The following is a 25363-nucleotide window of genomic DNA, read 5'->3' on the forward strand; positions in this document are numbered from 1 at the left end:
TGCTTGAATAAGACTAGTTTTTAGTTCTATTTGCGCTGAAATAGTGAATTTATTGAAAATAGATCTAGTTTTTAGCTCTATAACTGATCAATCCACACTTTAGAGGCACTTTGGCGAGATGAGCTGCTTGAATAAGACTAGTTTTTAGCTCTATCTGCGCTGGATTGGTGGATTTGGTGAAAATAGAGCTACAAACCGCTAATTAGCTTCCCCGAACGGAGCATATCTATGTTCACCAACCCGTCACACCTCCCAGCTGTATAGAAATGTCCATCCTTGAAAACAGGAAAGTCCATTCCGATCATCTGAAAATCGTGTAACATAGTGAATGTTGCTGATAATGGTTATCATTGAATGATGATAAGCGGAGGCAATGTATTTTTTTGATAATTAATGAGAATGATTATCTCTGATAATATTCGTGATGATTCGAGGATTGAGTATGAAGCTATGGTATCTTTTTGTCGTGCTAATTGTATTATCGATTACTTCTTTATTTATCGGAGTAAAAGACATCTCGCCGCTGGACCTGTTCAGTCTGACGGATGAGCAGCTTCAGGTTCTCACCATCAGCCGTTTTCCTAGGCTTATCAGTATTATTATTGCCGGCGTCGGCATGAGCGTTACAGGTTTGATAATGCAGCAGCTAAGCCGCAACAAATTCGTATCGCCTACGACCGGCGGAACGGATGATTCCGCTAGACTCGGTATACTCGTTGCCTTAATGGTGTTTCCATCGGCGAGTACACTTGAGAAAATGCTGATCGCGTTTGCTTTTGCGCTCGCAGGAACCTATCTGTTCATGAAAATTCTCGATCGTCTGAAATTTAAAGATACGATTTTCATTCCACTAGTAGGATTGATGTTCGGTAACATCATCAGCTCTGTTACTACATTTTTTGCCTATAAAAATGATCTTATTCAAAACATCTCATCTTGGCTGCAAGGCAGCTTCTCGCTTGTAATGAGCGGACGTTACGAGCTGCTGTATGTGAGCCTGCCGCTGCTCGTAGTAGCTTATCTCTACGCGAACAAGTTTACCATTGCTGGTCTTGGCGAAGAGTTTTCAACCAATTTGGGAATGAATCATAAGCTTGTCGTTAACATTGGGCTTGTAATTGTAGCTCTTGTATCGGTTATCGTCATTTTGACCGTCGGTACGCTGCCTTTCCTTGGCCTCATTATTCCGAATATCGTGACGCTTTATATGGGCGACAATTTGAAGAAAAACCTGTCGCACACGGCGGTGCTTGGAGCCATATTCGTGCTGGTGTGCGATGTGCTTGGCCGCCTAATTATTTTTCCGTATGAAATTCCAATCGGACTCACGATCGGCGTTGTCGGAAGCATTATTTTTCTTTACTTGTTGATGAGGAGAAAGGCATATGAAGCTTAAACTAAGTTTGCTTGCGGTGCTGGGCGTCGCATTAATTGCCGTATTTTTGTTCATCGATCTTGGAACCCATTGGGATTATGCACTGCCAAGAAGATTGAAGAAGGTACTGGCGATTGTCGTAACCGGGGGCGCTATTGCTTACTCCACTATGATTTTTCAGACCATTACGAACAACCGTATTTTGACGCCGAGCATTATCGGGCTGGATTCCCTTTATATGCTGATTCAAACCTTCGTCGTTTTTACCTATGGATCGATGAGTCTGCCAAGCACAAACAAGCATCTTAATTTTTTTATTACGATAGCGGCAATGATAGCTTTCGCCCTGCTGCTCTATAAGTTTCTATTCAAAAGGGAAGGCAGAAATCTTTATTTCCTTCTATTAATAGGGCTAGTGATGGGCACATTGTTCGGGAGCATGTCGACGTTCATGCAGGTTCTTATTGATCCGAATGAATTTCTAATTGTACAGGGGAAAATGTTCGCCAGCTTCAATAACGTCAACACGGATCTGCTTATCATTTCAATCATCATCGTTGCTCTTGTAACCATTTATGGCATGCGGCTAAGCAAATATTTTGACGTGTTGTCGCTGGGCAAGGAGCATGCAGTCAATCTTGGCATTCCTTATGATTATGTTGTCAAAAGAGTGCTCGTCATCGTCGCTATTCTGATCGCTGTGTCCACTGCTTTAGTTGGCCCGATTACCTTCCTTGGACTGCTCGTCGTCAACGTAGCCTATCAGTTCATGAAGACCTATCGGCATAGCTATCTCATTCCAGGAGCGATACTCATCAGCATCATTTCACTCGTTGGCGGTCAACTGCTCGTAGAGCATGTGTTCACGTTTGAAACGACGATTAGCGTCATTATTAACTTCATCGGCGGAGCGTACTTTTTATATTTGCTGCTAAGGGAGAAAAAAGCATGATAGAGGTTAAAAATGTTTCCAAATCATATGGCGGCAAGCCGGTTATCGAGGATGTATCGATTCGGATTTCGAAGGGAAAGGTCACTTCGTTTATTGGGCCGAACGGTGCAGGCAAGAGTACGCTTCTCTCTATGATTAGCCGATTGTTAGCGAAGGACAGCGGTCAAGTGTTAATTGAGGGGAAGGAGGTCAGTGACTGGAAAAGTGCTGATCTTGCCAAAAAGATATCGATCTTAAAACAGTCGAATCATATTAATCTTCGTTTAACGGTTCGAGAGCTCGTCAGCTTCGGCAGGTTCCCTTATTCACAAGGCAAGCTGACGAAGGAAGATTGGCAGCAAGTAGATGAAGCCATTGCTTATATGGATCTTGTTGATCTGCAAGCCAAGTACCTTGATGAACTCAGCGGTGGACAAAACCAGCGTGCATTTATTGCGATGGTTATCGCTCAGAACACCGAATACATATTGCTGGATGAACCGCTCAACAACTTGGATATGAAGCACTCCGTCCAAATTATGAAGGTACTGCGGCGGCTCGTTGAGGAGCTTGGCAAAACGGTCGTGCTCGTTATTCACGATATCAATTTCGCTTCATGCTACTCCGATTATATCGTGGCGTTGAAGGATGGAAAGGTCGTCAAGGAAGGTTCAACCGAGACGATCATCGACAATGCCGTGCTTCATGACATCTATGACATGGACATACCGATTGAGCTCATAAACGGGAATCGTATCGGCGTCTATTTTAAGTAGTCATGCAAGATTTACTTACTTCCGGTTTTCAAGTTTTTCAATATAAAAAAATTGATTTAGGGGTGAATGTTTTGAAAAAATCTATACCTGTATTGGCTATTTTAGTCATTCTAAGCTTGGTGCTTGCAGCATGCGGCGCGAATAACAACGGAAATAAAGGCGCTAACAGCGCTACGAACACACCAGCATCTGAAACACCTGCAACAGATGCACCTACAGAAATTACAGTTAAACATCAGCTTGGCGAAACGGTTGTCCCTGTTAATCCTAGCAAGGTTGTCGTATTTGACTATGGTACACTTGATACACTAGACAAGCTAGGTGTAGAGGTTGCTTCACTTCCGCAAGCTAGCGTTCCTGCATACCTTGAAAAATTTAAAGATGCAAAATACGTAAACGCAGGCAGCTTGAAAGAGCCTGACTTTGAGAAAATCAATGAAACTGCACCTGACTTGATCATTATTTCAGGTCGTCAACAGGATGCTTACGAAGAGCTTACGAAGATCGCTCCTACGATTTTTATGGGTGTGGACAACAAAAACTTCATGGAGTCCTTTACGACTAACGTGAAAACATTGGCTCAAATCTTCTCTAAAGAAGCTGAAGCAGATACAGAGCTAGCAGCGATCAATGATTCCATTAAAGCGTTGAATGAAAAAGCAACAGCTTCTGGAAAAAATGGCCTTATTATTTTGGCAAACGAAGGTGCAATCAGCGCATATGGTAAAGCATCGCGTTTCGGTATCATTCATGATGTGTTTGGCATACCGGCTGTAGATGAGAACATTAAAGTTTCAACGCACGGCGACCCTGTAACGTTCGAATATGTAGCAGAGAAGGATGCTGATTACTTATTCGTAGTTGACCGCAATGCAGTGACAGAAGGATCAGGGGATGCACATTCTTCCGTTGAGAATGCTTTGGTGAAAAACACTAAAGCGTACAAAGAAGGAAATATCGTATATCTTAATCCAGACTTCTGGTACCTTTCCGGCGGCGGACTTATTTCTGTAGCGGAAATGGTTAAAGAAATTGACGCAGCGATAAAATAATAGCAGCAAGCATAGATGGACTATGAAGGCTGGTGGCCTGCTTCCGCAACTGCGGCAGTAGTCATCAGCCTTTTTTTGCATACGAGCTGGGCTATGGCTTATTAAATTTACTTTTTAGAGCCAAGCATTACAGCTATAATGTAAGGGAAGCCGAAGGGAGGAACGTTTGTGGCTAGTGTCTTGGAACTTCAGAGTATCAGGAAGAACCGCAGTGGTGATGGGAATGTTCAGCTGTTCGCAAATGTTTCTGCAACGATTGCTGATCCGGCTATTATTTCTATATTAGGTGTATCTGGACAAGGCAAAAGCACGCTGCTTCGTTTGCTTGCAGGTCTGGATAACGCCGATGAGGGTGATATCCGTTTACATAATGTTTCACAGCGAGAACTAGATCCAAGGGTTTGGAGAATGAAGGTATGTTACGTTGCTCAGCAGTCCGTTATGCTGAATGGGAGCATTGAGCAAAATTTGAGAACCGTGAGTATGCTGCATCGCATACCGTATGATGAGAAGCTCGTACGTCACATGCTGCCAAGGCTAGGGCTGGATCATCTTGATATGGGCAAAAGCGCCGAACAGCTGTCAGGAGGAGAGAAACAGCGAATATCGCTGCTCCGTTCCTTGCTTCTTCATCCTACCGTGCTTCTTCTTGATGAGATTACCGCGTCGCTTGACCGAGGCAGCAAGGAAATGGTGGAGGAAGTGCTGCGAGAGTGGCATCATCAAGAAGGGGCAACGATGCTTTGGGTTACACATGATTTGGAGCAGGCTCAGCAGATGAGCAGCTCGATATGGTTCATGGGGGAAGGAACGCTGCTGGAGAACAGCGAGACGGCTGCTTTTTTTGAACATCCAACATCTGAGCTCGCACAAAATTATATAAAAGCGCCGATACAAAAGGAGCAGCCATGTCAATCGTAGCACTTAGCTTTACCTTGTTGTTTGTGATGATTACGATGCTTATCTCCGTATGGCAGAAGCTTGGGCTTGAGCGAGACATCGCGATTGGCACCATTCGTTCTGCGGTACAGCTGCTGCTTGTCGGCTATGTGCTGCAATTTATTTTTAATACGAGCAACCCGTTGTTTATTACAATGATCCTTGTACTTATGATTAGTGTAGCGTCTTATCATGCTGGTAAAAGGGGAGCTGGACTGAAGGGCATCATTTGGAAAATCGCGATTGCGATCACATCGACAGAGCTGCTTATGATGGGACTGCTGCTCGGCTTTCGAATTATAGAAGCGACACCGCAATACATTATTCCGATTAGCGGCATGACGATCGGCAATGCGATGGTCGTTTCGGGTTTACTGCTCAATCAAATGAGAAGAGAGGTCGAATCCTCAAAAGGCGAGATGGAGACGCTGCTCTCACTTGGAGCGACAGCAAGGCAAGCGATTCAAGATGTAATGAAGCGATCGGTTAAATCGAGCATGATTCCGACGATAGACGGAATGAAGACAGTAGGTCTGGTTCAGCTTCCCGGTATGATGACAGGGATGATTATCGCTGGCGCTAATCCGATCGAAGCGGTTCGGTACCAAATATTAATTGTGTTTGCGTTCGCAAGCTCAGCAGCGGTTACGAGCATTATTTTAAGTTTATTAAGCTATAAGCTATGGTTTACGAAAGACCTTCGCATTCAAAATATGGAGCAAAAAGGGTGATGACCGTCGTGAACGTTTATAACAGTGGGAAAAATTTAGTAAAGCAAATAACTGGAACTGAACTTCCAGATCAAGCTTTGGCGCTTTGGGCGCTTGGACAAGAGGGCTTTCTCGTCAAATGGAACAAAAAAACGATTTTATTTGATCCGTATTTGACGAACTGGGTGTATGAGATGGCAGGACCGCCGTGGTCACGAGCCTTCGAATCGCCGCTGTCGCCTTCGGATTGCCTCGATGTCGATTATGTCGTATGCTCCCACCACCATGAGGATCATATGGACAAGCAGACGCTGCAAGTTATTCAGCAATCATCCAAAACACGATTTATCGTGCCGAGAGCTCATCTTCCGCTATTGAAGGAATGGGGTTTCCGTGATGAGCAGCTGATTGGTATCTCTCATGGTCAATCGATTGAGCTTGCAGACGGCATAAGGCTCGATGCATTCGCTGCCAAGCATGAACAGTTCGAACAGGATGAAGCAGGTGAGCATAAGTTTCTAGGTTATGTTGCGAATTTTAATGGTATTCATCTTTATCACTCTGGAGATACCGTTGGTTTCCCAGAGCTTGTCACTTGGCTGCAAAGCAGACAAATCGATATTGCATTATTGCCGATCAATGGAAGAGATTTTGTTCGCAATGAACAGGGGATCGTCGGCAATTGCAATTATCGTGAGGCTGTTGAGATTGCGGTGCAAATTCATGCTGATTTATTGATTCCAATGCATTATGGCTTATTTCCACACAATGATGAGAACCCGGCTTATTTCGTCGATTATATCCAGCGTCATTATCCAGCACAGAAGTTCCATATGTTCGCCCCCGGTGAGCGATTTATTTATATGAAATAATTTACGCTCAGCAGGGCAAAATGAGATGGGAATAAGGACTGGAGGTTGACGGATATGTCAAACAGAGGACTTGTGACAGCGTTGACGGCTGTTGGGACAGCCCAATTGCTTAAGCTGCCTGTACATTTTGCGAGAAGCGGCAAATGGGATGTGCGGAAAATTATTGGTTCAGGTGGAATGCCGAGCTCACATTCAAGCGGCGTTTCCGCGCTAGCTGCATACACGGCGACCAAATATGGCGTAAAGACGCCGGAATTTGCCATATCCGCGATGCTGGGCATTATTGTGATGTACGATGCGATGAATATTCGCAGGCATACAGGTGAAATTGCTGTGCAGGTAAATGATTTGGACGAGGATGTGGAGAAGCTGGCTGGCGAGCATCCAGGATTGTATCATGCGCGCAGGCGTGAACGGCTTAAGGAAAGTCTCGGTCATCAGCCTATTGAAGTTTTAGCCGGCTCACTGCTCGGAGCATTTATCGGTTTCGTTGGAGCTTTGACGATTAACAAGAAATAAGGCAAGCAGCAATTGTAAAATGAATAGACAGGCTTAGGCGCTTTTTTGGCTTAAGCCTGCTTTTATTTGAATACATACTTTTGCAGATGACTGGCCGAACCGTTAGTTATATAATGGTAAAAGATTTCAATTCTTATGCAGCATAAGGGGGAAATAAGGTGGCAGAGCAATTATTGTGGATGCACGGAGCGCCGTATGCACTGGGAAATGCAGATGAGGATTGTCCAGCCATAACGCCTTATCTTGTAGATGGCGAGGACAAACCAGCAATTATCGTATGTCCAGGTGGTGGTTATGGCATGCGAGCGCACCATGAAGGAGAACCGATTGCACAATGGCTGAACAGTTTAGGCATTTCTGCGTTCGTTTTGAGATATCGGGTGGCGCCTTATCAATATCCTTGCGCACTGCTGGATGTTCAACGAGCGATACGTACCGTCCGTTTCAAAGCAGAAATGTATCGCATTAATCCGAATAAAGTAGGTATTCTTGGATTTTCAGCAGGCGGGCATTTAGTTTCAAATGCGGGGACAAGCTATGACCAAGGGAATGAAAATGCAGAGGATGTTATTGAACGACAGTCCTGCCGTCCGGATTTACTCGTCTTATGTTATCCTGTCATCACACTCAAAGACCCTTTCACCCATGAGGGCTCAAGAGAAAATTTGCTTGGCAAAGAAGCGAAGCTGGATCAAATCGAACAGCTCAGCAATGAAACGCAGGTAACCTCGGATACACCACCAACTTTTCTATGGCATACAGCAGATGATGGCGCCGTTCCTGTCGAGAACAGCCTTTTGTTCGCATCCGCGCTGAGCAAGCACCAGGTTCCTTTTGATCTTCACGTGTATACGAAAGGACGTCATGGGCTTGGCTTAGCCGAGGATGAGGAGCATACAAAAGAATGGACGGCTGCTTGCGCTTCGTGGTTAGCATTTAATGGGTACAAATAATAGCTGTAATTCTACTATTCACAGACGATTATTTGTCTGACGAAGCTGCCTTTTCGAGTTGTACAGCGATCTAAGATGGTAAGGCCTGCGTTTGCAATAAGCTCGTCCATTGGATCAGCAGTCACAATGACAGCTTTGCTTGCGATTCGGCGAGTATGCTGCAGCAAGGAGAATTGTGCCTCGGGTGTCGTATTAGAGAAATGATTGTAAGGCATGTCTACAATGGCTACATCATAATGGTCAGAGATATCAGCAATATCACCGCAAACGGCATCTGTTTCATATTCGAAATGAGCCAGGTTTTCACGTGTCCCGCGAATGATAAAATGGTTGATATCTCGGCCGACGATGTTCATGCCCATGGACAGCGCCTCTACCAGTACCGTCCCAATGCCGCAGCAAGGGTCGATCGCTTTAATCCCGACTGGATTCGGGATAGCGATATTGGCTATAGCGCGCGCAACTCGCGTGCTGAGTGCAATGGAATAGCTGCGCGGTTTTTGCATGTGTGCAAGCCAGACAGCTTTGCTTTTTATATAATTGCCAAAGTACCAGCGACCGCCCCATGTTAAAATGCCAAAAACGCAATCAGGTTTGCGTACATCAGCCTCGCCTTCGATATAAACGCCTAGTTCACGTTCAATTGCGCGTTGTCCTTCAAAATCGATTTTGTTTTCCGCCGTCAGGTCATTCATTTTTAGGAAAATCACCTTAAATGTAGCCTCTCCTAATTGAATTTGCTTCACCTGCTCCAAAATATCCTCAAGCCGTTCGCCTTGATATAAAACTTCAAGACGCTCTCTCATAAAAGGACTCCGGTCGGGATGTACGTCTATTTCGCTAAACAAAAGATCAGTTTCTGATTGTTTTCCAAATAAAGAACGCATCTCCAAGCGGCATAAATCAGCCTCTTCAATGCGATAGCCATAGGTATATACGAATAGATTGTTTCTATTTTCCAAGTTGTTGTCGCATCCTTTGTATAATTGAATTGAAGCCTCTAGTATACATGAAAAGGAGGGGCGGACAAAGGAATGGCGATGTGCGATTAACGCTTGGTGTAGCGAATCAGTCGGTTATGAATAGTTTTTTTCCTTCCAAAAAGCTTGAGAAACAGCAATGGCGATTGGCGCGGCAAGCGGAATTCAAAGTGATATAGCCATGCAGCAAGCTTGAATTTAAGCGTTAAATAATAAAGAAAAGACTTGATGTTGCTGTAATTGTGAAGCCAGCCAAGCTCCTTCGTACTGTCTGTCATCATTTTAAGGTTGACGATTCTTGCCATATCTTTTTTTGCAGGAGAGACAGGATTGTTTTTGAAATTGTTAATCAGCATCGAAAGGATCGTTTGGATGTGGTAGGACGCCATGTCCTTTCTATAATGGGCATGCGCTAATAAACCGAATTTCTCGGATAAGCTCTTCCGCAGCTGGTACTGCAGAACAATGCTTTCTTCAAGATAATGCTTATAGGGAGAACGTATCAGGCTGTTCAGATTGTTAACCGTGTTGTGATAATACAAAGGGTCTGGAATCGCGCAGACACGATCAGAGGTTAGCAAGGCTTCCAAATGGAAAATGGTATCTTCTCCAACCGTTAATCCCTCGTTGTACAGAATCCCGTTTTTTTCAAGCGATGCGCGAAGAAATAGACTGCGCCATGTAAAACACAGGTCATTATTCGAATGAACAGCTGTAGCGCTTAGTATTAAATCTTTGCCGTTCATAACGGTATGCAGCCGAAAGCAGGGCGATACGTTCTGTTTGGTTGGAATTGTCGCGTAACCTCCAATCAACACTTCGCAAGCATGCTCTTCTGCCATGGCGTATAGCTTTACGAAAAAAAGCGGATCGATTTCATCGTCAGCATCAAGAAAGGCGACGTATTTGCCGCTTGCTGCTTGTAAACCGGCATTTTTGGCGCTGCTCGCACCGCCGTTTGGCTTGTGAATCACTTTAACTCTATTGTCTGTTATAGCGAATTCTTCGCATATTGCGCCGCTGAGATCAGTGGAACCATCATTGACGAGCAGCACCTCAATATTTCGAAAAGGCTGATTAAGAATGCTTTTCAAACAGGGACGCAGCCAATTTTCGGCATTAAATATAGGTACAATCGCACTTATCGCGTAATTCATAGGCTACACCTCTGACGTGTTCGATCGTTTAAATTTCATAAAGCGATGTTCAAAATAATCATATCACATTCGTTATAAAGAACAATCACTTATTTTAAAACCAATTATTATCTCTAGCACAAATAAGTGGTAATATGAACAGATGAGGAGAGGGGTGACAGGACTGAAAATTAAAATGAGATGGTATATCGTCGTGTTTCTCATTGCGGGAAGCTGGCTAGGAAACCTTTGGTATTTTCAGAGCATGCAGCTGAAGGAGGCGCTGTTTCTAAAGCATGACAGCACCATAAATGGGAGCACTGGTGAAATACTTGATTTTACATTTTTTGAAAATAAACAAGCATCTAATAAAGTAAGCAGCATTCAAATAGAAGAACTGCCGGAATTCCGATTTCAAATTTATAAAAGCAACATACATACTCATCAATCTGAGATGCGAGCGTCTGGACAATTGATTCCAGATCTTATCAATGAGGAGAGGAAAATACCGTTCACAATAAGAGAGATTACGGTGTATTACGAGAAAGGGCAGTCTAGAAAAGTTCCGATTGGTGAGATTAATGTCGAGTGGAATAAACGAGAAGGCATACTAGACTTTGCTTCGGGTGGCTCGTCCTCAAATGGCTCTGGAAGCTATAAGGTGTATGTAAGGAAAGCGGCTGTTTTGGAGAAGATTGAATATACGTTCAGCGATAAAGTGAAGCCATGGTTCAAGCTTGATCTATCTGGGAAGCCGCTTGAGTCGGTTGAATTCCCTATGAAGCTGTCGCAAGATGATTCATTAGCATTTACATATCAATGGTCTATTCCGGATAATGAACCCGAAGCCTACACGATGTTTAAATCCAAAATCATTCTTCACTTCAAGCTGGAAGATGGACGGGAAATGATTGAGGATATTCCGATTAATCATAACCTTAATTTTAGTGAGCGGCAGCTGAATCGTTTAGTCCGTTCGGGAGGTGAAATGCATTGAGCACCCCTTTCAGACGCGAACTAAGGAGACTTGGCTGGGGCCTTGTTATTGCAATGATAGATATAAGGCTTGGATACTTTGATTTGCTGCCTGACATTATAGGTTACTTGATGGTTTTATCAGCCCTGCAGCATCTGGGCTCCATACACCCGGCATATAAAAAAGCGAAGTACATTTCTATTGTTCTGATCATTCTTACTATTCCAGTTCTGTTTATCCAAACAAATGTAACAATTACGGAATTTTCGTCTATGCCGCTGGCCGTCCATTTTTACTCGCAACTGCTGTTTATTCTTCATATTTTGATGGCGTATTGGATTTTTAATGGGCTTATTGAAATGCTGAAACAGGATGGGGCTGTTCAGTTGTTGGATACTGCGATTAGCCGCAGAAATACTTATTTGGTGTTCAACATTTTAATGGTTATAATATATCCGTTCTTGTTGAATGTAGAAGATAGCTGGGTCATGCTGTTAATCGCTTTTGGAATATTGTTATTCATTATGGAGCTGCTATTTCTTCGATTGCCATTTCGAGTCTCAAATGTTAGAGAGAAAAGGTCGTTGAATTAGCGGAAAAGGGGGATCTCATGTCTTTTGTAAAACGGTTGCGATGGTTTTTTAAGGATAGATGGGGCAGCTATGCGCTTGCCATAGGCATTATGGCGTTAGTTAGCCTGCTCTCCACAATACCGCCTAATCTAATTGGACGAACGGTTGACAACATCCGCGATGGCCAGCTGACCTCTGCTGGTTTAACGCAGACGGTGTTGACACTAGTTCTGCTTGCGTTATTTCTTTACGTCATGGTCTATATATGGATTACGACGCTGTTTGGCAATTCGGCGCTTATCGAGAAGGTGCTGAGAGGGAAGCTGCTAGCAAATTTAACAAGGATGACGCCTGCTTTCTTTCAGCGCAACAGCACGGGGCAGCTGATGGCGCTCGCGACAAATGATGTACTCGCAATTGGCCAGACAGCGGGATACGGTGTAATGACGCTCGTCAATACGCTGGTAGGAGCATCGGTAGTCATTATTATGATGATTTCATTAGTCAGCTATAAATTAATGATCGCGGCACTTATTCCGCTTCCATTGCTGGCAGTCGTAATTAGCAAGCTGGGCAAAAAAGTAAGAACCCGCTTTCTGGACGCGCAGGCTTCCTTTGGGAAAATGAATGAACATGCGCTGGAATCGATATCGGGCATACGCGTTATTCGTTCGTACGTGCAGGAAAACAATGATCTTGTTGCATTTGATCATGTGACCTCAGAAGTTATGAACAAAAATAAACGGGTTTCGATTCTAAATGCGATGTTTCAGCCGATTATCTCGTTAATTGTAGGTGTCAGTTATTCCATTGGAATAGGTTATGGCTCATATCTCGTATTCCAAGATGAGATTTCACTTGGCCAGCTCATTTCATTTAATATCTATTTGGGCATGCTCATTTGGCCAATGATTTCGTTTGGCGAGTTTATTAATGTGCTGCAGCGCGGCAGTGCTTCTGCTGACCGATTGGACTCGGCGTTAACGCAAAAGCCTGATCTTCAAGATTCAGATAAGCCTGTTGCCATTAAGGTGCCTACGCGCATTGAGATGAAACAGCTCACCTTTACTTATCCTACGGCTAGCCAGCCTAGCTTGAACAATGTATCCTTTCAGCTTGAACGAGGTCAGACACTTGGAATCGTAGGGAAAACGGGGAGTGGGAAGAGTACGCTGCTTAAGCAGCTGCTGCGTCAATATCCGCTTGAAGCGGATCGCTTAATGGTAGCGGGAGTTCCAGTTGAGCAAATTGAGATAGACCAGATGAGACGCTGGATTGCCTATGTGCCTCAGGAGCATTTGCTTCTCTCCAAGACCATTCGAGAAAATATTGCGTTAGGCAAGCCGAACGCAACACAGGATGAAATCGCTCGAGCGGTTCAAATGGCTTCTTTTACAGAAGATATTGCACAAATGCCAGAAGGACTTGAAACGGTCGTTGGGGAAAATGGTGTTATGCTCTCAGGCGGACAAAAACAGCGGCTGGCGATTGCGCGGGCATTGCTCGTTGATTCCGAAATATTGCTGCTGGATGATTCACTTTCGGCAGTTGATGCACGGACGGAAAGTCGAATTCTTCACCATATTCGTTTGGAGCGTGAAGGAAAGACGACATTTATTACGACTCATCGCCTATCAGCGGTTAGTCATGCGGACTGGATACTTGTGCTGAATGAGGGCCGAATCATCGAAGAAGGCACTCATGAAGAGCTGATGCTGTTTGGCGGCTGGTACAAGGAACAGTGGGAACGGCAGCAAATGGAAGCTAGCTTGGAAGAATAGGAGGCTTAGAATGCCAAAACAATCAACGGCGAGAAGACTATTCGCATATGCTCTCGTCTATAAGTTTAGAATTATCTGCGCCCTGCTTATTCTGTGCTGCGCGGTAGGTGCTGAGCTCGGCGGACCTTTCATTATAAAAACGATAATCGATAAGCATTTATCAGTCGGCGGGAATGATATTATGCCAGTTCTCGGGCTGCTGGGCGTTTATATGGGGCTGCTGCTTGTTGCAAGTATTAGCAATTTCTCGCAATCCTATATTTTGCAGACGACGGCGCTTCGCATTATCAAAAATATGCGTATGGATTTAATGAGTCATATTCAGCGAATTCCGCTGCGCTACTTCGACAATACGCCGATCGGGCAAATTGTATCGAGAATTGCGAACGACACAGAGGCGATAAGGGATTTATTCATGAGCTTCATGGCGACCTTTGTTGTCAGCTTCGTACAGCTGCTAGGTATTTTTACTGCATTGTTTATTTTGGATGTGCGGCTCGCGATGTTTTGCTTGCTCTTGCCGCCGCTTTTCGCGATCATTATGGTCATTCATTTAAAATACTCCAAGAAATACATTACGATTATGCGCGCACGTCTCAGCGACATGAATGCAATGATCAACGAATCAATTGTCGTTATGCCGATTATTCAAGCCTTTCGCCGCGAGAAGGTGACGCTCGAAGAGTTTGAGGTGCTGAACGAGGATCGATACATTAACCAGATCAAACAGTTTAGAGTTTTCTCTTTGTCTTCAAGAAACATTGTGGGCACCATTGGAAGCTTGGTAACAGCGATGGTTATTTGGTACTTTGGGCGAGCTTCACTGGAAACAGCAATTCTGTACGGCGTGTTTTATGCTTTTATCGATTATTTGGGTCGTATTTTTCAGCCGATTATCGGTATCTTCGACCAACTGACGAATGCACAGCGTGCATTTGTTTCTGCGGAGAAGGTATTTGCGATATTGGACATGGAAGGAATGGAGGTCGAAGAGGTAGCTCAGGTGAAACGTCCGGATGGTGTCGTGAAATTCGATAACATTACGTTTGCATATAAAGAGGGCGAAAACGTTCTGAAGCAAATTTCATTCGAAGCGCGCAGGGGAGAGACGGTTGCATTAGTCGGTCATACCGGTTCGGGCAAAAGCTCGATCATGAATCTGCTGCTTGGCTTTTATGAGCCTGATCAAGGGAACATTACGATTGATGGACGTAATATAGCGACGTATTCGAAGCAGGAGCTGCGCAAGCATATGGGCATTGTGCTGCAAGATCCTTACTTGTTCGCAGGCGACATTAAATTCAACGTCAGCCTGTACAACAAGGACATCCCAATGGATCGTGTGAAAAGCGTGCTGAAGGATGTTGGGGCGGCAACTTTTGTAGAGCAGCTGCCTGGCGGCTATGATGAACCTGTAGTTGAGCGCGGCAGTACGTTGTCTTCGGGACAGCGGCAGCTTATCTCCTTCGCTAGAGCTTTAGCCTTCGATCCTTCTATTCTTATATTGGATGAGGCGACAGCCAGCATCGACAGTGAGACGGAGGGACTGATTCAGCAAGCCTTGAAGGTGGTCAGTGAAGGCAGGACAACACTAATTATCGCTCATCGCTTGTCCACCATTCGAGAGGCGAATCAGATTCTCGTCTTGCATCGCGGTGAAATCGTGGAGCGCGGCAATCATGATACTTTAATGGCGCTGCGAGGCAGATATTATAAAATGTATCAGCTGCAGAAAGGCGAGAAAGTATCGACTGAGCCGGCCACTGTAACGATGGAAACACAAGGACGGTAGAAGTTTACTTTTAATGCTTTGAATAGGAATGAGAATAGCGGCAGCCAAGGAATGGAATTATTCCGAGGCTGCCGCTGCTATGTTATGACCTTATAGAGTCATATAATTTAAAACGTGTGCTGATTTAGTTGAAATAGGCTTCATTTATGCGATCTCTTGTATCACTTCTTAGACTGCGGCTGAAGTAGAAACTCTTCTACTTGTTTGCGATGATGCTCGTCATGCTGGATAAAATCAAAAATTAAATATCCGATCGAATAGGGAGCTTTGGTTTGTGGACAATGTGTATTTCCGTCTACAATAATAGGATGAAAAAATTGCTGCTCAGTCATTTCGGTTAATTTTTGCACAAGTTTTTGTCTTGTCTCCATCGCTTGAATCAAAATTTCAGAAGGCAATATGCCCGATAATGCGTAAGCCGAGGAGGCAGCATTATATTCATCGTGGTTCGGGAATTCAACATTGCTGTTTTTTTCAGCTTCGAGCAGTACGCTTGTTATGAAATATTGATCCCATCTGTCTAAATGGGCAATGATTTCTGCGGCGGACCATTTGCCCTCCTTGATCGGATTAAGCCATGCTGGTTCAGGTGTGATATGGGATAAGGATGAATACCACGGCGCTAAGCTGCCAAACTGCTGAATAAGTTCATTTTGTTTAATCATATAATCCTCCTACAATCAGATATAACTGAATTGTAGAACATAAACCACGACAACTGCCTGTCATCGTTTTGTTCCTTTTTTTAGCTGTAAAGCCGCCATATTTTTTTCGCTCTATCTCGAATAATATCCCTCACATATTTCGGTTCCATTACTTCCACGGCGTCCCCGTAGCTCAAAATCATGCCATATACCCATTCATCCTCAGGATAGACGAATTCAACAAACATTGTACCGTCGTTCTCGCAGCGGATGATTCCTTCTTGAAATGAATCTTCGACTCTCACTTTAACGCTAGGTTGAAAACGCATCACCAAACGCACCGTCTTCGTATTCGTTTTCCATTCGGCTTCAATGGCTGCAGCGTCATAAGCGGTGATTTCTCGGTCAAAGTTTTCGGATATGGCAGCTAGTTTTCGCATTCTCGATAGTCGATAAAGCTTTGTTATATTTTTGTCTCTGCAATAGCCGTACAAATACCAATGGAACCCTTTATGAACGACGGAAGCCGGCTCCACGACAGCTTTAGCTGAGCAGCCTTGGGAGTTGGTGTAGTCAAAGGTTACGACCATTTTCTTCTGAATGGCCTGTCGAAGGAGAGTTGTTTTTTTCTTCTCCTCCTCATTGCAGCCCCATGAGGATAAATCAATAATCCATTGCTCGAGTGCTTTGTCTGTATAATGAATATCGCTTTTTTTCAATAGCGCTCGCATCTTCTCTAGCGTGCGGGCAACATCAAGATCATCTGAATGGCTTTGCAGCCCTTTTAGTCCTGTCATTACGGAAATGAGCTCATCTTTAGTGAGAACCTGATGGCTTAAGCGGTAGCCCTCCATAATTTCAAAACCTCCGAGCAGCCCCGGAAATGAAAGGATGGGGATGCCTGCCATATTAATGGCTTCCATATCCCTCTGAATCGTTCGGTTTGACACTTCAAACTTTTGGGACAAAACCGAAGCGCTTGTTCTGCCGTGATTCAATAAATAAATGATAACAGCGAGCAATCGTTCTATTTTCAAAGTGATCACCTTTGGTTGTGGATTTATTTTAGAGAGTAGTGCTTGTCGGGTTTGGGGCGGCTGGCTTTGACGAATATAGTAGCAACGAGCAGAGACTGAATGCTATTGAACCCAGAAGCAACGAGCAGATACTGAATGCTAATGAACCCAGAAGTAACGAGCATAAACTGAATTCTAACGAACCTATATGCTGCTATTTGCAATAATCAGGTCCAAAATAAATTCTAACGAACTCAGATAACGTTATATGTGTAAAATAGAGCTCATTTACATCAATTGAGGTCTAATAAGGCTCCCTAGGTTCGTTAGAACTAAAAAGGTAGCATTTTAAAGCAAATAACGTGTCTGGTGTTCGTTATATTCCAGTTGCAGTGATCTATTGCTCATCCTTGCATTTCCCGCTTGTTTGATAAGTCCTGACTTTGCTTTTGAGTCCAATGAATATCGTATCTTTCGACATATTAATGGGAGTTTCGTAGAAAATTTAGAAGGTCAACACATCTCTAGGCACGATTATGGATTAGAAAATATTGTAACATTAAGCTTGAATATACGGAAAGAACCACTTTGGCATTTATTAAATAGACAAAACGACCCATTAAAGTTACATGTTAAGTTATGTATATGGTACTTCAAACACAATTTTAGTCTATTTAAAACAAATCCTTCTACCAATTGACAGGAAAAATGTTCCGTTGTATACTCTCCATAAAGTCTTGTGTTAGTTTACATCACATTTAAGAGTAGATGGTTCATAAACTTTGGGCCCGAAGTTAAATTCCCCTTCCTTCATCAATGCAAATAGTCTGTTCACGGATGTTATGCATGTTTTTGGAGTAAGGGGATTTTTTATTGCCATCTATGAACAAATGTGCATGTTTACGAGAACTTAATTTCATTTTGATGTTGTGATTACACTTTGTAGCTAATCTAATTGTTGGGTAAACTATTTTATTCATTACTGGTTGTGGAGAGGGGAAAATGTAGGATGCACAAATTGGTCATACGAATACAAAGAAAAGCTTGCATGCTGTTAGCGGCTCTTCTTTTGGTTGGAGGCACGCTCGGCAGCTTAGGTGCGCCGGTTCAGGCGTCGCCTGCAGGAGATAATATCGTTATTTCACAAGTGTATGGCAGTGGGGGAAACGGAACTGGCTCGACGTTTAAGCAAGATTTTATTGAGCTTTACAACCCAACGAATAAAGAAATTTCCTTAAATGAAATGAAATTGTTTTACGGATCGGCAACTTCGTTGGTGGGAGTATGGCCGGAGAGTTTCATGCAATTAAAGAATGTTACGATAGGAGCCGGAAAATATTATTTAATTCAACAGTCTGCAGGTGCAGATGTTAATGCTCCTAACCTGCCTAGCCCGGATGATACTGGTACCCTAGCCTTGGGCGCAGCGGGTGGAAAGGTAAAGCTAGTAGATAGTAAAAATAATATTATCGATCTGGTTGGTTATGGTACCAGTCCAGAATTTGAAGGAACAGGTTCTGCTGGTACATCACTTACTAATGTTACAGCAGTGATTCGTAAAGGCAATCGCACTCAGGACACTGATAACAATAAAGCGGATTTCGAGGTGGGTACACCTGACCCTCGAAACTCCTCTTACGGCGTTGTTTCTGACAAGATTGAAGCAGTAACGCCAGACGTAAACGAAGGAGCTGTACTTCCAGGTACAATCATTAAGCTCTCGACGCCTACGGTTGACGCCAGCGTTTACTACAGTGTATATGGAGCAGGTGATGCACAAGTCGCTCCAGAGGACTTTACATGGTATCAACCAAATGTAACAGAAATCAAAATTAATGCGCCTACAACGGTTCATACTTATGCCAAAAAAGAAGGTTTTCCAAATAGTGCTTTGCGTGAATATTCTTATACGATTTCTACACTAGTGACTATCGCACAAGCACGTGCGGCTGCACTTGGTACAAGCGTAACGCTTAGTGGTGTTGTAACACACCGAGCGGATTCAGGCGCTTTTGTAAATCTTTTTGTACAGGATCAAAACGGAGGCATTATTGTTAGAGTTCCAAATACTGTCTCCGCACAGCCGGGTGACGTCATTGAGGCTTTTGGCAAGCTGACTGAATTTTCGGGATTGCTTCAATTGGAGGCATCTGCTGAAAATGCAAAAGTAACGGGTTCTGCTCCTGTTCCAGATCAGATCGTTGTTGATTCTTCGAGCTTTGGCAAAACGACTGAAAATCGCAACAAATTCGAAGCACGTTTGGTTCAAGTCAAAAATATTAAAGTTGAAAGTGTTGCCAGCGGCGTTGTTACAGCTACGGATGCTGTGAATGGCGGCAAAGTTATTATTTATTCTTCCGATGCTTCGTTTGTGGCAGGTAAAACTTTCGAGCAGGTTACTGGCGTTATGACGTTCCATTCCAGTGTAGGATTGGAATTATTGCCGCGTAATACACTCGACATTGTTGAGAAAAAGTTGGCTGTTCAAGCTAGCACTCCGTCAGGCGGCATTAACGCAGGAGGAGCTGTATCGCTAAGCTCACTAGTTCCGGGTGGTGTGATTCGTTACACGACAGACGGAACTGTTCCGACAGCCACTACAGGAACGCTTTACACGAAAGCCATTGTCGTAAATGAGGATATGGTCATTAAAGCGGTAGTGACAGCTGGTGGAGTGACAAGCGATGTATCGACATTTACGTATAAAGTATTAGAAAATACGAATGGTATTGCCATTCATACAATTCAGGGTGAGACGCATAAATCGATCTATGCCAATGTAAAGGTTTCGAATGTTACTGGTATTATTACTTCGGTCAGCGCGAATTCCTTCTACATGCAGGCACCTGATGGGGAGCAGGATGAGAATCCGAATACGTCTGAGGCTATTCAGGTGTATAAGCCAGCACATGGTCTAGCTGTTAAGGATGGAGTATCAGTCACAGGTACTGTAGAGGAATTTGGAAACAGTCCATCTTTGACTGTAACGCAAATCAATGCAGCAACAATCACTAAGGTATCGAGTGATAACCAGCTTCCTACAGCTACATTGGTAGGAACAGGCGGCAGAATCATTCCTAACCTGATCGATACCGACAGCTTTAGCAAGTTCAACCCAGAGAACGATGCAATTGATTTCTTCGAGAGTTTGGAGAGCATGCTCGTTGAAGTGAAAAATCCAACGATTACTGGACCTTACGCGAATGCGGTAACTCCAATTACGTTTGATAATGGTGCTAACAATCCAGTGAAAACCGCTGTAGGCGGAATTGTATTGCAAGGAAATGGTTTGTCTGCTATTGATAGCAGCTTGAACCCGCAGAAGCTGTATGTAGGCGGATCAAAGCCAGCTGGTGCAGAAATTAAAACTGGCGATGCTTTTAACGGCAATATCGTAGGCGTAATTCAATATGTTGGTGATCTGTATAAGTTGATGCCTACACAAGCTTTGCCAACTATCGTACGCAGCGCAAACGTCCAGAAGGTAACGAATATTGTACCGAACCCGGACAAGCTGACGATTGCTACATTTAATGTGGAAAACTTCAGCGCAGATCAAACAGCTAAAGCTGCAAAAATCGCTTCAATTATTGTAACGAATATGAAGCAGCCAGACATTATCGGTTTAATGGAAGTACAAGATAACGATGGTGAAAAGGATACCGAAAATACGGATGCTGACCAAAGCTTCAAAACGCTGATTGATGCGATTAAAGCAAAAGGCGGACCTACGTATTCTTATACAGACATCGCTCCTGAGAGAAATAAAGATGGCGGCGCTCCTGGCGGTAATATCCGTGTCGGTTTCTTGTATCAAGCAGATCGAGTAACACTTGCAAAAGGAACGAAAGGCGACTTCAAAACAGCGATAAAGGTAGATGAAGTTGGCGGTTTGACGCAAAATCCAGGACGCATTCTCTCAGCGGATGCATCAACATTTGCTTCATCTCGTAAACCGCTTGTTGCAGAGTTTAGTTTCCAAGGAAAACGTGTTGTTGCGATTGCGAACCATCTGAATTCCAAGGGCGGAGATGGCAAGCCATGGGGTGAAATTCAACCGGTTGTTCGCAGCAGTGAGGTACAGCGAGCTAAGCAAGCCGAAGCGGTAAACAGTTTCGTGAAAGAATTGACAACAAAAGATCCTGAAGCAAGTGTAGTTGTGCTAGGCGACTTTAACGATTTCCAATTCTCTGGCACACTGAACAAGATTAAAGGCAATGAATTGACGAATCTTGTTGATACGCTACCAGTTTCAGAACGTTACTCGTATATTTATGACGGTAATTCACAAACGCTGGATCACATTCTCGTTGACGAAGCGAATGGGACAACAGCAAAAATTGACGTGGTTCATGTCAATGCTGATTTCTCTACAGAGCAGGGCAGAGTGAGCGATCATGATCCGCTTCTTGCGCAGCTAGATTTATCATCTAAAATTAAGCCGCTTGATATGACGATATTGCATACAAATGATACGCATGCGAATTTGGATTTAGATACGACGAGCGTACCGAACAATATCTTACGCCGTGTAACGGCGATTAAGGAAGCAAAAGCAAGCTCGAAGAATCCGATTCTGGTCGATGCTGGAGATGTGTTCTCAGGCTCGCTGTATTTCAACAAATACTTGGGACAAGCGGACCTTGCATTTATGAATTTAGTTCAATATGATGCGATGACCTTCGGTAATCATGAATTTGACAAAAATTCGAATGTACTTGCTGATTTTATTAAAAATGCATCGTTTCCTTTTGTTTCGTCTAATGTGAATTTTTCGAAAGACGATGTATTAAACAAATTATTCAAAAATGAAATTGGTAATGGAAGCAATGGCGCTTCTATTTATCCAGCACTTATCAAAGTAGTGGATGGTTCAAGGGTTGGTTTAATTGGTCTTACCACGGAAGATACGGCTAATATCGCTTCACCGGGCGATGTAACTTTCGAAAATGCAGTCGAGAAGGCCAAAGAGACAGTTGCTATGCTTCAAGGAAAAGGCATTAATAAAATCATTGTTTTATCTCACATTGGTTATGAGGCAGATGTGGAGCTTGCTAAAGCGGTGCAAGGTATCGATATCATTGTCGGAGGACACAGTCATACGAAATTAGATGCAGCAGTTGTCGACAATTCGGATCCGAGCGCACCAAAGCTTATCGTTCAAACGGGTGAAAAAGGCCAGTTCCTTGGCAAGCTTGAAGTGAGCTTTAACGATGAAGGTATTCTAACCAAATGGCATGATCAACTGATATCCATCGATGCGATGACGGGTAAGGAATTTAACATTGCTGAGGATACCGAAGCTAAACAAATTTTAGAATCGAAGTATAAGCCCGGCGTTGTTGAGATGTCAAAAACGGTAGTAGGAAATACGGATGTTATATTGAATGGCCTTCGTGCTGATGTGCGCTCAAAAGAAACGAACCTTGGAAATTTGATCGCTGACGGTATGCTGGCAGCAGCGAAAGCGGCAGGAACAAATGCGGTCATTGCGCTGCAAAATGGCGGCGGAATACGTGAAACGATTAGTGAGGGGCCGATCACTCAAGGGGAAGTATTAACCGTTCTTCCATTCAATAACGATTTGGTTACGATCACTTTAACGGGACAAGAAATCAAGGACGCAATGGAAAACGGTGTGTCTACGATTACAACGACTAAGGACGGTCGCTTCCCGCATATCGCTGGAATGCGTTTTGATTATGACTCGACTAAACCAGTGAACGAGCGTGTAGTGCGCATTCAAGTGAAAAACGGAGATAGCTACGTTCCGATTGATTTGAAAGCAAAATATGAAGTTGCGACAAATGCTTTTACGGCCAAAGGCGGAGATTTCTATGCTTCACTTGAGAAGGCTTATAAAGAAGGACGCGTAAACTTATTGTATTTGCCGGACTATGAAGTATTTACGAGCTACATTCAGAAGCTTGGAACGATCACGGCAGCAACTTCAGCTGTTGAAGGCCGGATTGTTGATCTAAAAGGCGAGCCTCTTCCAGGTGAGAACGATCCATTCAAGCTAACGATTATGCATGTTAACGACACGCATGCTCACCTTGATTCGATTGCAAAACGATTTACAGCGATTAAAGAAATTCGTGCAGAAGTAAAAGATTCTATCTTACTAGATGCAGGGGATGTGTTCTCAGGAACGCTGTTCTTTAACAAATATCTTGGTCAAGCGGACTTGGAGTTTATGAATAAGATTGGTTATGACGCGATGGTATTCGGAAACCACGAATTCGATAAAGGTCCATCCGTACTTGCTGATTTTATCAAAAAAGCGGAGTTCCCGTTTGTAAGCTCGAATATTGACTTCAGCAAGGATCCTGCAATGAACGGACTTGTGTCTGAGCAGGCAATCGGTAAACCAGCTGCGAAAGGTAAAATTTATGACGCAATTATATTGGATGAAGGCGGGCAAAAGATCGGCGTATTCGGCTTAACAACGGAAGACACAAAATTCCTTGCTTCGCCAGGAGATAATATTGTGTTCGAGGATTATATCAAGAAAGCTGAAGAAACGGTTAAAATGCTCCAAAAAGAAGGCATCAACAAGATTGTGGCATTGACGCATCTAGGAAATGAATTTGATAAAGTATTGGCTGAGAAGGTTACGGGCATCGACGTAGTCGTCGGTGGACATAGCCACACGAAGGTTGACGCACCGCTTGTATATCATGCTGCGGGAGAACCGACACTCGTTGTACAGGCAGAACAATATGGAAATTATTTGGGCCGCTTGGACCTCGAATTCAATAACAAAGGGATATTGACCGCATGGAATGGCAAGCTGCTTACAGTTAGCGGCTATGCAGCGGACCCGGAAGCTGTTGAAATGTTGAAGCCATACAGTGCGGGTGTTGCCGATATTCAGAAGCAAGTCATCGGTAAAACAAATGTGTTCCTGGATGGTGATCGTAATTCTGTACGGTCAAAAGAAACCAACTTAGGAAACTTGATCACAGACGGAATGGTCTCCAAAGTAAAAAGCTTTGTAAACAGCAACGAGGCATTGAAGCAATTGGATGTAAAAGGTTATGTTGGCATTCAGAATGGCGGAGGTATTCGCGAATCAATTAAGAAAACCGCTGAAGGTAAAGTAGATGGAGACATCATGATGGGCGAATTGCTTACGGTGATGCCTTTCGGAAACAACCTTACGGCGCTTCGTATGACAGGCCAAGAAATTATTGCTGCGCTTGAGAACGGTGTAAGTGGAATCAAAACCGGAGAAGGCCGCTTCCCGCAAGTATCGGGCATGCGCTTCTACTACGATTCTAATAAGAACCCTGAAATATTGGATGCAGACGGAAAGCTTAAGCAGGCTGGCGAACGCATTACGAAGGCTGAAATCAAAAACGCAGACGGCAGCTACAGTGCAATTGATTTGAATGCTTATTATTTTGTAGCAACAAACTCATTTATGGCTAATGGCGGCGATTTCTATCGTTCGATGAAGCAAGCCAAAGATGCTGGACGCCAGCACGAAATGAATATTGTTGACTACGAGGTATTCTTGGAGTATATCAATCAATTAGGTACGATTAATGCAACGACAGAAGGACGTATTGTTGATGTGAATGTTGTAGTTCCAACACCTACTCCAACACCAACAACACCGCCGGTGACAACACCGACGCCGACACCAACGCCAACACCGACGACACCGCCGGTGACGACACCAACACCGACGCCAACCATCACATTTAGTGATGTACGCGGCCACTGGGCTGCAGATGCTATATCGAAGGCAGTGGAAATTGGGTTTGTTAATGGGTATGGAGACGGTACGTTCCACCCTGGAGACACAGCAACAAGAGCACAATTTATTACAATGGTTGGCAGAGCGCTGAAGCTTGAATCGTCGACAAGCAAGCTGGACTTTGCAGATGCGGGTCAAGTTCCTGCATGGGCACGCTCCTTCTTTGCACAGCTTATCGAGGATAAGGTCATTGCGGGCTACGAGGATAATACGCTTCGACCATCAAGTGAATTAACAAGAACGGAAATGACCGTAATTCTTGTTCGCGCACTAGGCATTAAAGTTGATCCGAAGGCGAAGCCGACGTTTGCTGATTTGAGTGACATTCCTGTATGGGCTCGTCCTTATATCGCTGCGGCACAAGCCGAAGGACTAGTAGCAGGCATGGGCGGCAATAAATTTGCACCTAAGAAAAATGCAACAAGAGCAGATGTGGTTACACTGATTTTGTCCGCACTAGAGTATGAAGGAAGAAACGGAATTTAATTAAGCAAAAGCGTCCCATTCCACTTGTTATGAGTGGGGGGGACGTTTTTTTTAGTAAGATTTGTTGTTTTCATACAAAGAAGGCGAC

18 protein-coding genes are annotated in these 25363 nt (G+C 43.9%); 14 read left to right on the forward strand and 4 right to left on the reverse strand.

The window, feature by feature from the left end; translation table 11 throughout:
- Positions 1–442: 442 nt before the first annotated feature.
- The 9 genes from AC1DOV_RS26390 to AC1DOV_RS26430 all read left to right on the forward strand — a co-directional run bounded on the left by AC1DOV_RS26390 (position 443) and on the right by AC1DOV_RS26430 (position 8127).
- Entirely contained in the window at positions 443–1396 is a 954-nt protein-coding gene (locus tag AC1DOV_RS26390; RefSeq protein WP_076267197.1) for an ABC transporter permease, read from the forward strand.
- Positions 1386–2327, forward strand: a complete 942-nt coding sequence (locus tag AC1DOV_RS26395) for an iron chelate uptake ABC transporter family permease subunit (protein WP_477551428.1) — start codon at positions 1386–1388, stop codon at positions 2325–2327. The genes AC1DOV_RS26390 and AC1DOV_RS26395 overlap by 11 nt, the downstream gene beginning before the upstream one ends.
- On the forward strand, positions 2324–3082 hold the full coding sequence (locus tag AC1DOV_RS26400) for an iron ABC transporter ATP-binding protein (RefSeq protein ID WP_477551429.1): 759 nt from the start codon (positions 2324–2326) through the stop codon (positions 3080–3082). The genes AC1DOV_RS26395 and AC1DOV_RS26400 overlap by 4 nt, the downstream gene beginning before the upstream one ends.
- Before the next feature lie 71 nt (positions 3083–3153).
- Positions 3154–4134 carry a siderophore ABC transporter substrate-binding protein gene (locus AC1DOV_RS26405; protein WP_339204896.1) on the forward strand — a complete coding sequence of 327 codons (981 nt, stop codon included), beginning with the start codon at positions 3154–3156 and terminating at the stop codon, positions 4132–4134.
- A gap of 168 nt (positions 4135–4302) precedes the next feature.
- Entirely contained in the window at positions 4303–5055 is a 753-nt protein-coding gene (locus AC1DOV_RS26410) for an ABC transporter ATP-binding protein (protein WP_477551430.1), read from the forward strand.
- Positions 5043–5804 (forward strand): ABC transporter permease, encoded by a 762-nt coding sequence (locus AC1DOV_RS26415; protein ID WP_076267194.1) that lies wholly within the window; start codon positions 5043–5045, stop codon positions 5802–5804. Before AC1DOV_RS26410 ends, AC1DOV_RS26415 begins: the two co-directional genes overlap by 13 nt.
- Entirely contained in the window at positions 5804–6655 is an 852-nt protein-coding gene (locus AC1DOV_RS26420; protein ID WP_477551451.1) for an MBL fold metallo-hydrolase, read from the forward strand. Before AC1DOV_RS26415 ends, AC1DOV_RS26420 begins: the two co-directional genes overlap by 1 nt.
- 54 nt (positions 6656–6709) lie before the next feature.
- Positions 6710–7174 carry a divergent PAP2 family protein gene (locus AC1DOV_RS26425; RefSeq protein WP_339204894.1) on the forward strand — a complete coding sequence of 155 codons (465 nt, stop codon included), beginning with the start codon at positions 6710–6712 and terminating at the stop codon, positions 7172–7174.
- A 179-nt stretch (positions 7175–7353) separates the two neighbouring features.
- Positions 7354–8127: an alpha/beta hydrolase gene (locus tag AC1DOV_RS26430; protein WP_477551452.1), complete on the forward strand. Its 774-nt coding sequence runs from the start codon at positions 7354–7356 to the stop codon at positions 8125–8127.
- A gap of 14 nt (positions 8128–8141) precedes the next feature.
- Here AC1DOV_RS26430 and AC1DOV_RS26435 read toward each other — a convergent pair whose 3' ends face one another.
- Both AC1DOV_RS26435 and AC1DOV_RS26440 read right to left on the reverse strand, forming a co-directional pair.
- A complete protein-coding gene (locus AC1DOV_RS26435) occupies positions 8142–9089 on the reverse strand; it encodes a TRM11 family SAM-dependent methyltransferase (protein WP_477551431.1) in 948 nt (315 codons plus the stop codon).
- A gap of 86 nt (positions 9090–9175) precedes the next feature.
- Positions 9176–10264: a glycosyltransferase gene (locus AC1DOV_RS26440; RefSeq protein ID WP_477551432.1), complete on the reverse strand. Its 1089-nt coding sequence runs from the start codon at positions 10262–10264 to the stop codon at positions 9176–9178.
- A 154-nt stretch (positions 10265–10418) separates the two neighbouring features.
- Here AC1DOV_RS26440 and AC1DOV_RS26445 point away from each other — a divergent pair, with 154 nt between their 5' ends.
- The 4 genes from AC1DOV_RS26445 to AC1DOV_RS26460 are packed head-to-tail and all read left to right on the forward strand — an operon-like array spanning position 10419 to position 15364.
- On the forward strand, positions 10419–11240 hold the full coding sequence (locus AC1DOV_RS26445; protein WP_441882714.1) for a hypothetical protein: 822 nt from the start codon (positions 10419–10421) through the stop codon (positions 11238–11240).
- Positions 11237–11812 (forward strand): hypothetical protein, encoded by a 576-nt coding sequence (locus AC1DOV_RS26450; RefSeq protein WP_441882712.1) that lies wholly within the window; start codon positions 11237–11239, stop codon positions 11810–11812. Before AC1DOV_RS26445 ends, AC1DOV_RS26450 begins: the two co-directional genes overlap by 4 nt.
- A 17-nt stretch (positions 11813–11829) precedes the next feature.
- Positions 11830–13572, forward strand: a complete 1743-nt coding sequence (locus AC1DOV_RS26455) for an ABC transporter ATP-binding protein (protein WP_477551433.1) — start codon at positions 11830–11832, stop codon at positions 13570–13572.
- A 10-nt stretch (positions 13573–13582) separates the two neighbouring features.
- Positions 13583–15364, forward strand: a complete 1782-nt coding sequence (locus AC1DOV_RS26460) for an ABC transporter ATP-binding protein (RefSeq protein WP_477551434.1) — start codon at positions 13583–13585, stop codon at positions 15362–15364.
- 161 nt (positions 15365–15525) lie between these two features.
- Here the strand turns inward: AC1DOV_RS26460 and AC1DOV_RS26465 are convergent, their stop codons facing one another.
- Positions 15526–16029 carry a DinB family protein gene (locus AC1DOV_RS26465; protein WP_477551435.1) on the reverse strand — a complete coding sequence of 168 codons (504 nt, stop codon included), beginning with the start codon at positions 16027–16029 and terminating at the stop codon, positions 15526–15528.
- A gap of 80 nt (positions 16030–16109) precedes the next feature.
- Entirely contained in the window at positions 16110–17045 is a 936-nt protein-coding gene (locus tag AC1DOV_RS26470; RefSeq protein ID WP_477551436.1) for a helix-turn-helix transcriptional regulator, read from the reverse strand.
- 988 nt (positions 17046–18033) lie between these two features.
- Here AC1DOV_RS26470 and AC1DOV_RS26475 point away from each other — a divergent pair.
- On the forward strand, positions 18034–25275 hold the full coding sequence (locus AC1DOV_RS26475; RefSeq protein WP_477551437.1) for a 5'-nucleotidase C-terminal domain-containing protein: 7242 nt from the start codon (positions 18034–18036) through the stop codon (positions 25273–25275).
- Positions 25276–25363: the final 88 nt, after the last annotated feature.

The sequence above is a fragment of the Paenibacillus sp. 01T47 genome (assembly GCF_056398245.1).